Consider the following 12,753-nt stretch of genomic DNA (forward strand, 5'->3'; position numbering starts at 1 on the left):
GGCGCCTGGACCAGCCAGCATGGGAGATCTGAATGAATGCGCTTCAATTGGCCGGGATATCGATTTGTCTGGCCTCGACGACCTCTTTTGCAGAGGCTGGCGAAAGTGATTCACAACCGCGCGTCCGCATAACAGCAGGTTCAGCAACCCACCTGGGGCCTGTCGCCCAAGACTATCCGCTCCATACGAGCAGCAGTATCGCGGACATCCTGAACCATCCAGCCTTTGCTGGTTTTGCTCGCCATATCCTGCCTTGGGATGGCCGTCCCTACGATGATCAGATGCGCTTGTGCAACATCAGCACATTGTTGCCCTATCACAGCCATGTTGTGCCAGAGGCGGTGGTGGGCGCATTGAACCGGATGATTGACGATGTCAGCCAAGGCAAAACCGTGTTTTACGAGATTTACACCGAGGCTGAAAAACGACTGGACCCCTCGAAAAGGCATACCGGCTTGTTCTTTTTGCGAGGAAAACCGGGGGCGCCGTTTGCCATCATTGCCCCAGGTGGCGGTTTTGCCTATGTCGGTTCAATTCACGAAGGATTTCCCCACGCAGTTGACATCAACAAGCAGGGCTACAACGCGTTTGTTCTGAAATATCGAACTGGCTTTGGCGGCGCGGTGGCCACACAGGATCTCGCCACCGCCATCTCTTACATCTTCGACCACGCCGAGGCACTGGGTGTTGGCACGCAGGATTATTCGGTGTGGGGCAGTTCTGCTGGCGCCAGGATGGTCGCGGCCATCGGTTCGTACGGAACAGCCGCTTTTGGGTCCAAGAAACTCCCCAAACCCTCCACCGTGGTAATGGCCTACACCGGCCACGCCGACTATTCGTCGCATGAACCGCCCACTTTTGTAGTTGTTGGTGAACATGATGGCATTGCCCCACCGGTCATCATGGAACAGCGCGTTGCCGCCCTGCGCAAGGCGGGTGCGCCAGTTGAATATCACATCTATCCCGACCTGGGTCATGGTTTTGGGACTGGCTTCGGCACCTCAGCCGAAGGATGGGTTTTGGAGGCCACCCGATTTTGGAAAGGTTTCATCATGAAGCGATGAGGTGATGGGTGGTTGGCAAACACTTGCACTTGCGAAACCTCAACTTGAAACAAAAGGGTGAGAGATCGTCGTATTTGTCGACCAACCCGGCAATGTATCGATAGCCGCCAAAACCTTCACGCACGTGCTGCAAAATAGGGTGGTGTTGCCCCCTATTGACTGCCGCCCTCCTTGCCCACCTACCCCATGAGTCTGCCCTTTAACTTCACCTTTGTCCCCTGGTTCCGGTCCGTCGCGCCCTACATCCACAAGTTCCGCAACCAGACGTTCGTGGTCGGTGTTTGTGGTGAAGCCATTGCTGCGGGCAAGCTGCCGAATCTGGCGCAGGATCTGGCACTGATCCAGAGCATGGGCGTCAAGATCGTGCTGGTGCACGGCTTCCGCCCGCAGGTGAACGAGCAGCTCAAGGCCAAAAACCATTCGCCCAAATACTTCAAGGGCATCCGCATCACCGACGAGGTGTCGCTGGACTGCGCGCAGGAGGCCGCGGGTCAGCTGCGTTACGAGATTGAGGCCGCGTTCAGCCAGGGCCTGCCCAACACACCCATGGCGGGGGCCACGGTGCGGGTCATTTCCGGCAACTTTTTGACGGCACGCCCCGTCGGCATTGTGGATGGCGTGGACTTCCAGCATTCGGGCGTGGTGCGCAAGATCGACACCGCGGGCATCATGCGTTCGCTCGACATGGGTGCGCTGGTGCTGATGTCGCCGTTCGGCTTTTCGCCCACCGGCGAGGCGTTCAACCTGGCCATGGAAGAGGTGGCCACCTCGGTCGCCACCGCACTGCAAGCCGACAAGCTGATTTTTGTCACCGAGGTGCCCGGCATTGCCACCGACATCACGCTGCCGGTGAGTGAAGACAACCCGATCGACACCGAACTGCCGCTGGACTCCGCCGAAAAAATGCTGCTGGAACTGCCGGAAGCCAACCAACCCGGCGACACCGCGTTTTACCTGCAGCATTGCGTCAAGGCCTGCAAGGGCGGCGTGGAGCGCAGCCACATCATTCCGTATGCGGTCGATGGCTCGATCCTGCTCGAAGTCTATGTGCACGACGGCATCGGCACCATGGTGGTGGACGAAAAGCTGGAAAGCCTACGTGAAGCCAGCGTGGACGATGTAGGCGGCATCCTGCAACTGATTGAGCCGTTCGAGAAAGATGGCACCCTGGTCAAACGCAGCCGCACCGAAATCGAGCGTGATGTCGGCCTGTACACAGTGATCGAACACGACGGCGTGATCTTTGCCTGTGCCGCCCTGTACACCTACCCAGAGGCGCGCACCGCTGAGCTGGCGGCGCTCACCGTGTCACCCGATGTGCAGGGCCAGGGTGATGGTGACCGGGTGCTCAAGCGCATCGAACAACGCGCCAAACTGGCAGGGCTGGACAGCATTTTTGTGCTGACCACCCGCACCATGCATTGGTTCATCAAACGCGGCTTTGTGCAGGTCGACCCCGACTGGCTGCCCGATGCCCGCAAACGCAAGTACAACTGGGACCGCAAAAGCCAGGTGCTGGTGAAAAACATCCTTTAAAGCACGACCTGCCGCCACCCAGCACAGATTTTGCTTCTGCCACCCTAGCCGCCTGCGGGCACCCGTTTCCAACACAACAGAAAGCAAACATGAGTTCTCTCAATTTCATCGGCGGCGAAAAAGGTGGCGTCGGCAAGTCGGTGCTAGCGCGTCTGCTGGCGCAGTATTTCATCGACAAGGAGCAGGCTTTTGTCGGCTTCGACACCGACCGTTCCCACACCTCGTTCACACGTTTTTACGCCGACTACGCCAGCCCGGTGGTGGTTGACAGTTATGAAGGGCTGGACGCGATTGCCAGCGCGTTTGAAAGTGCTGACCCCACAGGTGCGCCACCCCGTGTGGTGGTGGATCTGGCTGCGCAGACCGCTGCGCCCCTGGCACGCTGGATCAAGGACTCGGACGTGTTTGCGGTGCTGGCCGACATGGGCATCACCGTCAATTTCTGGCATGTGTCCGATGCGGGCAAGGATTCGGTGGACTTGCTGGGCCGCCTGCTCAGCACATATGAGACGGGGCCCAACTACATCGTGGTGAAAAACCACGGGCGCGGCAGCGACTTCTCGCAGCTGGATGCGTCACCCGCACTGGAAACCGCGCTGTCGCGTGGCGCCAAAGTCATCAGCCTGCCCGCGCTGCATGAAGCCAGCATGCGCAAGATTGACCGCCAGAACGCCAGTTTTTGGGCTGCCATCCACAGCAAGCCTGAGGCAGATGCACTGGGCCTGCTGGAGCGCCAGCGCGTCAAATCCTGGCTCAAAAAAACTTACGAAGGTTTTGACAGCCTGAGTTTGTGAGACAGCTGCTGCCAAGTGGCCGCGCAGCTTTAGAGGCATTTAGACCTCTAGCCCTTGTCAATAAACGGGGAGTAGCTACAAATCAGGTAGCAAACCATTCACCGAAACACACGGGCTGCTGGGCAGCCCGGCGGTTTCACTCGGCAGATGGCTTTTTGTTGGCTTCTTCCAGAGCCTGGTCAAGCGCCTTGCAAGACGGTGAACACACCGCCTGAGACTTGCCGAGGATCTTCTTGGAAACCATCTGGGAACGGGCGCGGTGTTTGCCACATAAAAAACACGACATCGTGGCAGCGCCAAAGGAAGTGGCCGCCGTGAACGGGGAGCCCGACACTTTGGATTTGTAACGCAGGCCATCGGCCACGATTTTGGTTTTGGTATCTGCTTTTGCCATAGGGCTGGATTTTACTTCAGTGTGCGGCCCAAGCCAAAACCTTGCTAAAGTTGACACTTTTGACAGTACACACAAAGGTAAACCATGGCGCGCACGGTGAAATGCATCAAATTGGGGATCGAGGCCGAAGGGCTTGACTTTGCACCTTATCCCGGTGAACTGGGCAAACGGCTTTGGGAAAACGTCAGCAAACAAGCCTGGGCCGACTGGCTCAAACACCAGACCATGCTGGTCAACGAAAACCGCCTGAACCTGGCCGACGCCCGCGCCCGCCAATACCTGGCGCGACAAATGGAGAACCACTTTTTTGGTGAAGGCGCCGACGCCGCACAAGGTTTCGTTCCCCCCAAGGCGTGACCCCACGCCACACACAGCGGCCTGAAGACGCTGCTGTGTCCCCCAGCCCATGACACCTGATTGGTTGGGTTTGCCACGCTGGCAAATCCTGGACACCTGCTTCAAGGATGGGCTGGGTTTTCTGAGAACCTGGCACACCTGGCAACACACCACAGACCGGCCCCGGGTGCTGCATGTGGTGGCCCTGTGCCCTCGTGCCCCCACCCCCGAAACACTGGTACAGGCCTGCGGCGACGATGTCGCCCTGCTGCCGCTGGCCAACGAGTTGGTGGCGCACTGGTTTGGCCTTTTGCCGGGTTTTCACCGTTTTTTGCTGGTGAAGGGGCAAGTGACTTTGACACTGTGTGTCGGTGATGCCTTGCAGGCCCTGCGCCAGCACACGTTTTTGGCGGATGAGGTGTGTGTCGCGCTGGATGCGCCTGAGCAGCCCGGTGCGTTCGACGCCCACAATCCCTGGGCCATCAAGGCCCTGGCACGCTGCTGCCGACGCGGAACCCTGCTGCGTGGCCATCTGCCCGCAGATGTCGATTCATCTGCACTGAACCAACTGCTGCGCTCCAGCGGCTTCGCCATCAGCGACACAAGCGCAGATACAGAGGGGCAACTTCTGGCACGTTTTGACCCACCCTGGACCCTCAAAACCAGTCGACAAAACCACCTCACCGCCCTGCCCGTTCAGCGCTGCGCGGTGGTGGGTGCTGGCCTGGCTGGCGCCAGTGTGGCGGCGGCGTTGGCCCGACGCGGCTGGCAGGTGTTGGTGCTGGATGCCGCGCCAGCCCCGGCAGCAGGCGCGTCGGGTTTGCCAGTAGGCCTGGTGGTGCCACACACCTCCAGCGACGACTGCCCACTGTCGCGTCTGTCGCGCGCCGGTGTGCGCCTCACCCTGCAACAAGCCCGGCAGCATTTGCAGCCAGGCACACCGTGGGCAGCAACCGGTGTGCTGGAGCGGCAGGTGGGTGGCACACCGCAGTTGCCTGCCCACTGGCCACCCGAGGGGCAGGACTGGTCGGTGTCTGCCCCCGACAAGCTGGCCGATGGCCCGGGCTTGTGGCACCCACGGGCGGCCTGGATCCAACCCGCCGCGCTGGTGTCGGCTTGGCTCAAGCAGCCGGGTGTGAGGTTTCAGGGTGGCGCCAAGGTATGCCATGTGCAACACAACAACGGTGTCTGGCAGTTGCTGGATGAGTCGCAGCGTGTGTTGTGTTGTGCCGAACGTGTGGTGTTTGCCAATGCCGGTGCGGCGCGCCCGCTGCTGGACAACTTGGCCCAAAGCCACCCCGCTCTGTCATCACAACTGCAGCACCTGCCGACCACCCAGGGCATGCGGGGTCTGCTGAGCTGGGCGCTGCACAGCGATTCGACTGCACACCCGGCGGTTTTTCCGCCGTTTCCGGTCAATGGCTTCAGCGGCCTGGTGCCACACGTGCCCACAGATGCCGGTCCAGCCTGGTTCATGGGGTCGAGCTACCAGCCAGAGCAGCAGGTGGAACGCCCGGATGACAACAACCATGTGCGCAATTGGGAGCATCTGAATGAACTGTTGCCAAGTCTGGCAGGGCCCCTGGCCGCCAGCTTTGCCTCGGACAAGCTGCAAACCTGGAAAGGCACACGGTGTATCAGCGCCGACCGCCTGCCGCTGGTCGGTCCACTGGAGGCAAGGGAGCAACCCAGCCTGTGGCTCTGCGCCGCGCTGGGGTCACGCGGCCTGAGTTTTTCGGTGCTCTGCGCCGAGCTGCTGGCCGCCCAGATGGGCGCCGAGCCGCTACCGATAGAGGCCAAGCTGGCCAAAGCGCTTCACGCTTTGCGCGCCTAAGCGCCGCTGTCAACGGCTCAACGTTCCTTGCTGTAGGGAATGCCCAGCGCCTTGGGCGGAATGGACTTGCCAATGAAGCCCGCCAGCAACACCACCGTCATCAGATAAGGCAAGGCCTGAATCGCCTGCACCGGCACCTCACCCATGCCCGGCAGATGCACGCCCTGCAAGCGGATGGCGGCCGCGTCCAGAAAACCAAACAACAGGCAGGCCCAGAGCGCCTTCACCGGATGCCAGCGCCCGAAAATCAGCGCGGCCAGCGCCATAAAACCACGCCCGGCGCTCATGTTTTGTGAAAAGCTGGCACTTTGCGCCAGCACCAGGTAACTGCCGGCCAGGCCACACAGGATGCCGTTCAACGTGAGTGCGGTGTAACGCAGGCGCATCACAGAAACTCCGGCGGCGTCCACCATCTGCGGGTTTTCACCCACGGCACGCAGGCGCAAACCAAACCGGGTGCGAAACAGCCCCCACCACAACACCGGCACCAGCAACAAGGCCAGGTACACCAGCGCGTTGTGACCCAGCAAGCCATCACCGAGCACCTGGCCCACCAGCGGCAGTCCACGCGCAGCCTCGGCCAGACCCGGCCACAACGCCTGGATACGCACCGCGTCACTCACCGGCGGCGTCTGTCCACCCTGATGAAACCAGGCTGTACCCAGCACAGCGCTGAGGCCTGCAGCAATGATGTTGATAGCAACACCGGACACCACCTGGTCCCCCTTGTGGCTGACACAGGCCAAGCCGTGCACCCAGGACAAGGCCACCGCCACACCCATGGCGGCCAAAATAGCCAAGGGCATCGAGCCATAGGCTGCACCACAAGCCCCCGCCGCAAAAGCAGAGAGCAGCATCTTGCCTTCCAGGCCGATGTCCACCACGCCCGAGCGTTCCGACAACAGGCCCGCCAGCGCGCAAAAAATCAGCGGGGTCGAGACCCGCAATGTGGACGCCAGCATGGCGCTGATCAGAGCTTCATCCATGGCTGGCTCCAGTGTTGGTTTTGCTGGCTCCGGCTTGGCCGAACCAGCCCAGCAATCGCGCCAGGATCGGCGCAATCACATAGGTCATGGCGCCCGAAAACAGCACGATGAAACCCTGCAACATCACCACCATGTCACGGCTGAAGTCCTGCACCTCAAACGCCACCTCGGCACCACCTTGGAACAAGGCACCAAACAGCAGGCTGGCCAACACAATGCCCAGCGGGTGGTTGCGCCCCATCAGCGCCACCGCAATGCCGGTGAAACCCGCACCACTGACAAATTCAAGAATCAGCTTGCCGCTGACACCGGCCACCTCGTTCATCCCCACCAGCCCAGCCAGCGCACCCGAGATCGCCATGGCCATCACCACCTGGTGGCGGGATTTGATACCCGCATACTCCGCCGCACCCGGGCTCGACCCAACCGCACGCAGCCGGTAGCCAGCGCGGGTGCGCCACAAAAACAGGTAGACGGCCACAGCCGCGAGTGCCGCCAGCAGCACACTCAGGTTCAGCGGAGAGGACGGCCAGTCGATGCCGATATGGCGCAGCACCTCGTGCATCGCCGGCAACTTGGCCGAGGGTGAAAACGCCACACTCTCGGGCGACATCTCACCCTTGGGCCGCAAATGGTTCACCAACACATACACCAGCACCGTGCTGGCGATGAAGTTGAACATGATGGTGGTGATCACCACATGGCTGCCCCGGTAGGCCTGCAAGTACCCCGGCACCGCCGCCCAGGCCATACCGAACAAGGCGCCTGAGAGCATCATGATCGGCAGCATCAGCCAGGCTGGCAAAAATGCCGACCACCACAGCGCCACCAGACCGGTGCCCAGCCCGCCCATGATGGCCTGGCCTTCGCCACCGATGTTGAACAGCCCGCCATGGAAAGCCACCGCCACAGCCAGCCCGGTGAAGACAAAGGTGGTGGCGTAGTAGAAGGTGTAACTGATGCCGCGTGCGGTGCCAAAAGCACCGTACACCAGCACCTGGATCACCTCCCACGGGTCCTGGCCCACCAGCGCCACCACGGCACCGGCAGCCAACAGCGCCACCAGCAAACTCACCAGCGGCAACAGCACCAAATCTGCCCAACGCGGCAACGTATTCATACCTGGCACCCCGTCATCAACAAGCCCAACGCAGCTTCGGTGCAGTCCGCAATCGGCAGCTCACCAGCGATCCGTCCTTGGTTCATCACCAGCACCCGGTCCGACAGCGCCAAAATTTCATCGAGTTCACTCGACACCACCAGCACCGCACAACCGGCTTGGCGCAGCGCGCGCAGCTGGGTGTAGATGAACTCAATGGCGCCAATGTCCACACCACGGGTGGGTTGCCCCACCAGCAGCACCTTGGGCGCACGGCCCAGCTCACGCGCGAGCACCAGCTTTTGCTGGTTGCCGCCCGAGAACTTGCTGCTAGGCAGCAGCGGGTCGCGCGGGCGCACATCAAAACGTTCCATCATGTCCACGGTAGCGTGTTGCATGTGGGCATGGTTCATCCAACCACCATGTGAATACTCGGGCAGATCGTCGTAACCCAACACCGCCGACTCCCAGGCGGCAAAAGCCATCACCAGCGCACGGGCGTGCCGGTCTTCGGGCACATGGGCCAGGCCCAGGGCACGTGCTTGGCTCGGGTTGAGCCAGTTTGGGGCCTCAAAAGCGCTGCCCAGCACCTGCAGTTGGCCTTGGTCAGGCGTCAGCAGGCCGGTCAACACATCCATCAGTTCACTCTGGCCGTTGCCTGAAACACCGGCTACCCCCACCATTTCACCGGCACGCAGGCTCAAGGAAACATCTTTGAGGCGGAACACACCCAGGCTGTCGGTGACAGACAGGTGCTCGGCCTGCAACAACACCTCACCGGCCTGGTGGGCGCCGTCAGCGGAGCGGCCCATGTGCACCTTGCGCCCGACCATGGCCTGCGCCAGGCCCTCGACCGAGGCCTCGGCGATTGGCAGCTCAGCCACCACCTGGCCAGCGCGCATCACGGTGACCACATCACACAACGCCATCACTTCCTTGAGTTTGTGGGTGATCAGGATCAGCGTGGTGCCCTGCTCACGCAGGCGCTTGAGCACACCAAACAACTGCGTGGTTTCCTGTGGCGTGAGCACCGCTGTGGGCTCGTCCAAAATCAGAATCTTGGCGCCACGGTACAGGGTTTTGAGGATCTCCAAACGCTGGCGGTCACCCACTGGCAAGTCCGCCACCAGGCTGTCGAGCGGGATTTGTAAACCGGTGGAAACCATCAAGTCGTTGAGCTTGCTGCGCACCTGGGCGTCAGAGCGCTGCAGCAGCCAGTGCGGCTCAGCGCCAAGCATCACGTTCTCCAACGCGGTCAGGGTATCGACCAGCATGAAGTGCTGGTGCACCATGCCAATGCCTCGCGCGATAGCGTCATCGGCGTTGCGGATATCGGCGCTCTGGCCAAACACCTCGATCTGTCCGCTGTCGGCCTGGTAAAAGCCGTACAGGATCGACATCAGCGTGCTTTTGCCGGCACCGTTTTCACCCACGATGCCATGCACCGTGCCAGTGCGCACCGTCAAATCGACGTTGGCATTGGCCGCCACGGCGCCAAAATGTTTGTGGATGGCGGTCATACGGACCGCCACTGGGGTTGGTTCAAGCATCTTGCAAAGCCCGGTGGTTGGCCGGGTGGCCTGAAGAGGTGTGTGTCCAGACTTTATACATCTTTTGGGGCTCTAGCCCTTATTCTGCTTGGGTGATTAGCTATATCTATGAGAGTCATTCAGGGCTGTTGACACACGCACGCCACCTGGACGGGGCGCAGCGGCATCAACAGCCGCATGGACCTGGCTCGGCACGCGCCGAGCCGCCACAACATCAATATTTACAAGCGTTGTCCGCCATGTAATCAGCCACCTTGATCTTGCCGCTGATGATGTCGGCCTTGGCGGCCTCTACCTTTTTCTTCATCTCAGGGGTCACCAGTTTGGCGTTGTACTGGTCCATGGCATAACTCACGCCATTGCCTTTGAGACCGAGCACCAAAACGCCGGGTTTGAACGACTTGGCCACGTCGTACACCGCCACATCAATGCCCTTGACCATCGAGGTCAGCATGGTGCCGGGTTGCACATGGTTCTGGTTGCTGTCCACACCAATGGCGAGTTTGCCGCTGTCCTTGGCGGCTTGGTAAACACCCATGCCGGTGCCGCCCGCTGCGGCAAACACCACATCGGCGCCCTTGGCGAACTGGGCCTTGGCCAACTCACCACCACGTGCCGGGTCGGCCCAGGCTGCACCGGTGGTGCCGGTCATGTTGGAAAACACCTCAGCCTTGGGGTTGATGTATTTGGCGCCCTGTTCATAGCCGCACTGGAACTTGCGGATCAACGGGATGTCCATGCCACCAATAAAACCGACCTTGCCGGTCTTGCTGGCAATCGCCGCCATGGCGCCCACCAGGAAGCTGCCTTCATGCTCTTTGAACACCACCGACTGCACATTGGGCAGATCCACCACGCTGTCAATGATGGCGAACTGCAACTTGGGGAACTCTTTGGCCAACTTTTCGATGGCAGAAGCCTGGCTGAAACCAACACCAATGATCGGTGTGGCGCCACGTTCGGCCATACGGCGCAGGGCCTGTTCACGCTGGGACTCGTTGGAGATTTCAAACTCCAGGTATTTTTTGCCCGTTTCCTTCTTCCACATCTCCATGCCGTTGTAAGCCGCCTCGTTGAACGACTTGTCAAACTTGCCACCCATGTCGTACACCACCGAAGGTTCGGCCCACACAGCCGTTGCCACCAGGGCAGCAGCGGCGACAACACTCAGACGCAAAACAGATTTCAGAGCCATGACAAATCACTTTCAAAAGTTGAACAAACCCCGGCCAAAACCGGGTCGACAAAGACAAGCAGGCACTATGCCACGATTTGGGCGCTGCCAGCCCGCGCGACATAATGGCGGCCCCCTACTGACTCAAAAAATAGGCTCCTGATGCGGCTTGGCGGCGCTGCCAACTGCTTGCCCCACCCCCATGACCCACACCGCGATGTCCCACCTACCCAGAAAAGTCATTTACGACACCGACCCCGGCGTGGACGACGCCATGGCGTTGTATTACGCGCTGGCCCACCCCGACATCGAGGTGGTCGGCATCACCACCACTTTTGGCAATGTGTATGTGGAACAGGCCGCCACCAATGCGCTGTACCTCAGCGCGCTGGCGGGCCGCTTGATCCCGGTGACACAGGGCGTGGCGCAACCCCTGGTGAAAACCGCAGAGCCGCCCCCCGACTACATCCATGGTGCCGATGGTCTGGGCAACCTGCCCCATCGCCTGGCCACCCAGGGCAAGCTGGACCCACGTTCATCGGCCGAGTTCATTGTTGACATGGCACGCCAATACCCGGGTGAGATCACACTGGTGGCGGTCGGCCCGCTGGGCAACCTGGCCACCGCGCTGCAACTGGCGCCCGAGTTGCCCACCCTGGTGCGCGAGGTGATTCTGATGGGCGGTGCGGTGCTGGAGTCTGGCAATGTGTCACCGGTGGCCGAGGCCAACATCTGGAACGACCCGCATGCTGCCGACGCGGTGTTCACCGCGGGCTGGCCGCTGACCATGGTTGGGCTGGATGTGACGCACCAGGTGATCCTGCCTTTGAGCCTGTTCCAGCAGATAGCAGAACACCATCAACACATCGCCACCGACACCCTGCACCACGCGGTGGCGTTTTACAGCGCGTTTTACAGTGAGCGCGACCCGGTGGTGGGCCAGGTCACCGGTTGTTACGGCCACGATGTGCTGGCCTTTGTGGTGCTGACCAACCCCGAACTCTTCACCCTGCAGGCTGGCAGGGTGCGGGTGGCGGTGGACGGCCTGGCGCAGGGCCAGACCATGATGCAGCGCAAGGCGGTGACTTACCCGCAGCATGGCTGGCACGAGGAGATTCCGCACACCCAGGTGTGTATGCAGGTGCAGGCCGAAGCCTGCCGGGCTGTGGTGCAAACCACCTTGCAACGGGATTGGTTGAAAAATCCGCTTCTAACCCTTTCGAAATAAGGGCAGATAGCTACTCTTTGAGGAGCATCAGAACGTCAGCGTCTTCACCCCGCTGGCCGTGCCCACCAGGCACACCTGGGCTTTCTGGAAAGCAAACACCCCCACGGTGACCACACCGGGCCACTGGTTGACCTGCGACTCAAAAGCCAGCGGGTCGCTGATCTGCAGGCCGGTGACGTCCAGAATGTGCTGGCCGTTGTCGGTGACCAGCGGCGCACCGTCCTTGAGCCGCAGCACCACGGTGCCGCCCATCGCCTGAAACTGGCGCGTGATGCGATTGACCGCCATCGGAATCACCTCGACGGGCAGCGGAAACTTGCCCAAGTTCTGCACCAGCTTGGACTCGTCGGCAATACAGACAAAACGGCGCGACTCTGCGGCCACAATCTTCTCGCGCGTCAAGGCCGCGCCACCGCCTTTGATCAGGTAACCGTTCGGGTCAACTTCATCGGCACCGTCGATGTAGACCGACAGCTCGGTCACCTCGTTGCAGTCAAACACGGTGATGCCGAGCGCCTGCAGCCGCTCGGTGCTGGCCACCGAACTCGACACCGCACCGGTGATCTGGTCTTTCATGCTTGCCAGCGCATCGATGAACTTGTTGACCGTGGAGCCGGTGCCCACACCCACAATCTCACCCGGCACCACATACTTCAAGGCGGCCTGACCCACCAGGGTTTTCAGGTCATCCTGGGACAAAACAGCGGCGGTCGGGTTGGGGGTGGACGTCATCGGGGAAAATCCTTGTGATTGATCGG

The 12,753-nt window shown here is 61.0% G+C and carries 12 protein-coding genes; 6 read left to right on the forward strand and 6 right to left on the reverse strand.

All coding sequences use genetic code 11. The features are described from left to right. Positions 1-32 precede the first annotated feature (32 nt). The 3 genes from RF819_RS01405 to RF819_RS01415 all read left to right on the forward strand — a co-directional run bounded on the left by RF819_RS01405 (position 33) and on the right by RF819_RS01415 (position 3,394). Entirely contained in the window at positions 33-1,064 is a 1,032-nt protein-coding gene (locus RF819_RS01405; protein WP_078363318.1) for an alpha/beta hydrolase, read from the forward strand. A gap of 186 nt (positions 1,065-1,250) precedes the next feature. Continuing rightward, a complete protein-coding gene (argA, locus tag RF819_RS01410; RefSeq protein WP_078363319.1) occupies positions 1,251-2,600 on the forward strand; it encodes an amino-acid N-acetyltransferase in 1,350 nt (449 codons plus the stop codon). 89 nt (positions 2,601-2,689) lie between these two features. Then, complete coding sequence (locus RF819_RS01415; protein ID WP_078363320.1) at positions 2,690-3,394, forward strand: P-loop NTPase family protein; 705 nt, start codon at positions 2,690-2,692, stop codon at positions 3,392-3,394. Between the two features lie 136 nt (positions 3,395-3,530). On the opposite strand, the gene RF819_RS01420 is transcribed toward RF819_RS01415, so the two are convergent. Further along, positions 3,531-3,788 carry a hypothetical protein gene (locus tag RF819_RS01420; RefSeq protein WP_078363321.1) on the reverse strand — a complete coding sequence of 86 codons (258 nt, stop codon included), beginning with the start codon at positions 3,786-3,788 and terminating at the stop codon, positions 3,531-3,533. A gap of 84 nt (positions 3,789-3,872) precedes the next feature. Between RF819_RS01420 and RF819_RS01425 the strand changes: the two genes are divergently transcribed. Beyond that, positions 3,873-4,145, forward strand: coding sequence for an oxidative damage protection protein (locus tag RF819_RS01425; RefSeq protein ID WP_078363322.1), 273 nt, complete (start codon positions 3,873-3,875; stop codon positions 4,143-4,145). Positions 4,146-4,194: 49 nt separating this feature from the next. Beyond that, positions 4,195-5,958, forward strand: a complete 1,764-nt coding sequence (gene mnmC1, locus RF819_RS01430) for an FAD-dependent 5-carboxymethylaminomethyl-2-thiouridine(34) oxidoreductase MnmC1 (protein ID WP_078363323.1) — start codon at positions 4,195-4,197, stop codon at positions 5,956-5,958. A 17-nt stretch (positions 5,959-5,975) separates the two neighbouring features. Here the strand turns inward: mnmC1 and RF819_RS01435 are convergent, their stop codons facing one another. The 4 genes from RF819_RS01435 to RF819_RS01450 all read right to left on the reverse strand — a co-directional run bounded on the left by RF819_RS01435 (position 5,976) and on the right by RF819_RS01450 (position 10,788). Continuing rightward, positions 5,976-6,944 carry an ABC transporter permease gene (locus RF819_RS01435; RefSeq protein WP_078363324.1) on the reverse strand — a complete coding sequence of 323 codons (969 nt, stop codon included), beginning with the start codon at positions 6,942-6,944 and terminating at the stop codon, positions 5,976-5,978. Continuing rightward, positions 6,937-8,064, reverse strand: a complete 1,128-nt coding sequence (locus RF819_RS01440; protein WP_078363325.1) for an ABC transporter permease — start codon at positions 8,062-8,064, stop codon at positions 6,937-6,939. The genes RF819_RS01435 and RF819_RS01440 overlap by 8 nt, the downstream gene beginning before the upstream one ends. Beyond that, entirely contained in the window at positions 8,061-9,593 is a 1,533-nt protein-coding gene (locus RF819_RS01445) for an ABC transporter ATP-binding protein (protein ID WP_078363326.1), read from the reverse strand. Before RF819_RS01445 ends, RF819_RS01440 begins: the two co-directional genes overlap by 4 nt. A 214-nt stretch (positions 9,594-9,807) precedes the next feature. Beyond that, positions 9,808-10,788, reverse strand: a complete 981-nt coding sequence (locus RF819_RS01450) for a BMP family lipoprotein (RefSeq protein ID WP_078363327.1) — start codon at positions 10,786-10,788, stop codon at positions 9,808-9,810. A gap of 181 nt (positions 10,789-10,969) precedes the next feature. Here RF819_RS01450 and RF819_RS01455 point away from each other — a divergent pair, with 181 nt between their 5' ends. Next, on the forward strand, positions 10,970-11,995 hold the full coding sequence (locus tag RF819_RS01455) for a nucleoside hydrolase (protein WP_200224307.1): 1,026 nt from the start codon (positions 10,970-10,972) through the stop codon (positions 11,993-11,995). Positions 11,996-12,022: 27 nt separating this feature from the next. On the opposite strand, the gene rpiA is transcribed toward RF819_RS01455, so the two are convergent. Further along, positions 12,023-12,727 carry a ribose-5-phosphate isomerase RpiA gene (rpiA, locus tag RF819_RS01460; RefSeq protein WP_078363328.1) on the reverse strand — a complete coding sequence of 235 codons (705 nt, stop codon included), beginning with the start codon at positions 12,725-12,727 and terminating at the stop codon, positions 12,023-12,025. Between the last annotated feature and the right edge of the window lie 26 nt (positions 12,728-12,753).

Source organism: Rhodoferax fermentans, from assembly GCF_002017865.1.
In the GTDB taxonomy this organism is placed as follows: domain Bacteria; phylum Pseudomonadota; class Gammaproteobacteria; order Burkholderiales; family Burkholderiaceae_C; genus Rhodoferax; species Rhodoferax fermentans.

Excerpts from the sequence above, each read along its gene's own strand:
- RF819_RS01405 (WP_078363318.1), top strand. The coding sequence starts at position 33 with ATGAATGCGCTTCAATTGGCCGGGATATCGATTTGTCTGGCCTCGACG.
- argA (WP_078363319.1), top strand. The coding sequence starts at position 1,251 with ATGAGTCTGCCCTTTAACTTCACCTTTGTCCCCTGGTTCCGGTCCGTC.
- RF819_RS01415 (WP_078363320.1), top strand. The coding sequence starts at position 2,690 with ATGAGTTCTCTCAATTTCATCGGCGGCGAAAAAGGTGGCGTCGGCAAG.
- RF819_RS01420 (WP_078363321.1), bottom strand. The coding sequence starts at position 3,788 with ATGGCAAAAGCAGATACCAAAACCAAAATCGTGGCCGATGGCCTGCGT.
- RF819_RS01425 (WP_078363322.1), top strand. The coding sequence starts at position 3,873 with ATGGCGCGCACGGTGAAATGCATCAAATTGGGGATCGAGGCCGAAGGG.
- mnmC1 (WP_078363323.1), top strand. The coding sequence starts at position 4,195 with ATGACACCTGATTGGTTGGGTTTGCCACGCTGGCAAATCCTGGACACC.
- RF819_RS01435 (WP_078363324.1), bottom strand. The coding sequence starts at position 6,944 with ATGGATGAAGCTCTGATCAGCGCCATGCTGGCGTCCACATTGCGGGTC.
- RF819_RS01440 (WP_078363325.1), bottom strand. The coding sequence starts at position 8,064 with ATGAATACGTTGCCGCGTTGGGCAGATTTGGTGCTGTTGCCGCTGGTG.
- RF819_RS01445 (WP_078363326.1), bottom strand. The coding sequence starts at position 9,593 with ATGCTTGAACCAACCCCAGTGGCGGTCCGTATGACCGCCATCCACAAA.
- RF819_RS01450 (WP_078363327.1), bottom strand. The coding sequence starts at position 10,788 with ATGGCTCTGAAATCTGTTTTGCGTCTGAGTGTTGTCGCCGCTGCTGCC.
- RF819_RS01455 (WP_200224307.1), top strand. The coding sequence starts at position 10,970 with ATGACCCACACCGCGATGTCCCACCTACCCAGAAAAGTCATTTACGAC.
- rpiA (WP_078363328.1), bottom strand. The coding sequence starts at position 12,727 with ATGACGTCCACCCCCAACCCGACCGCCGCTGTTTTGTCCCAGGATGAC.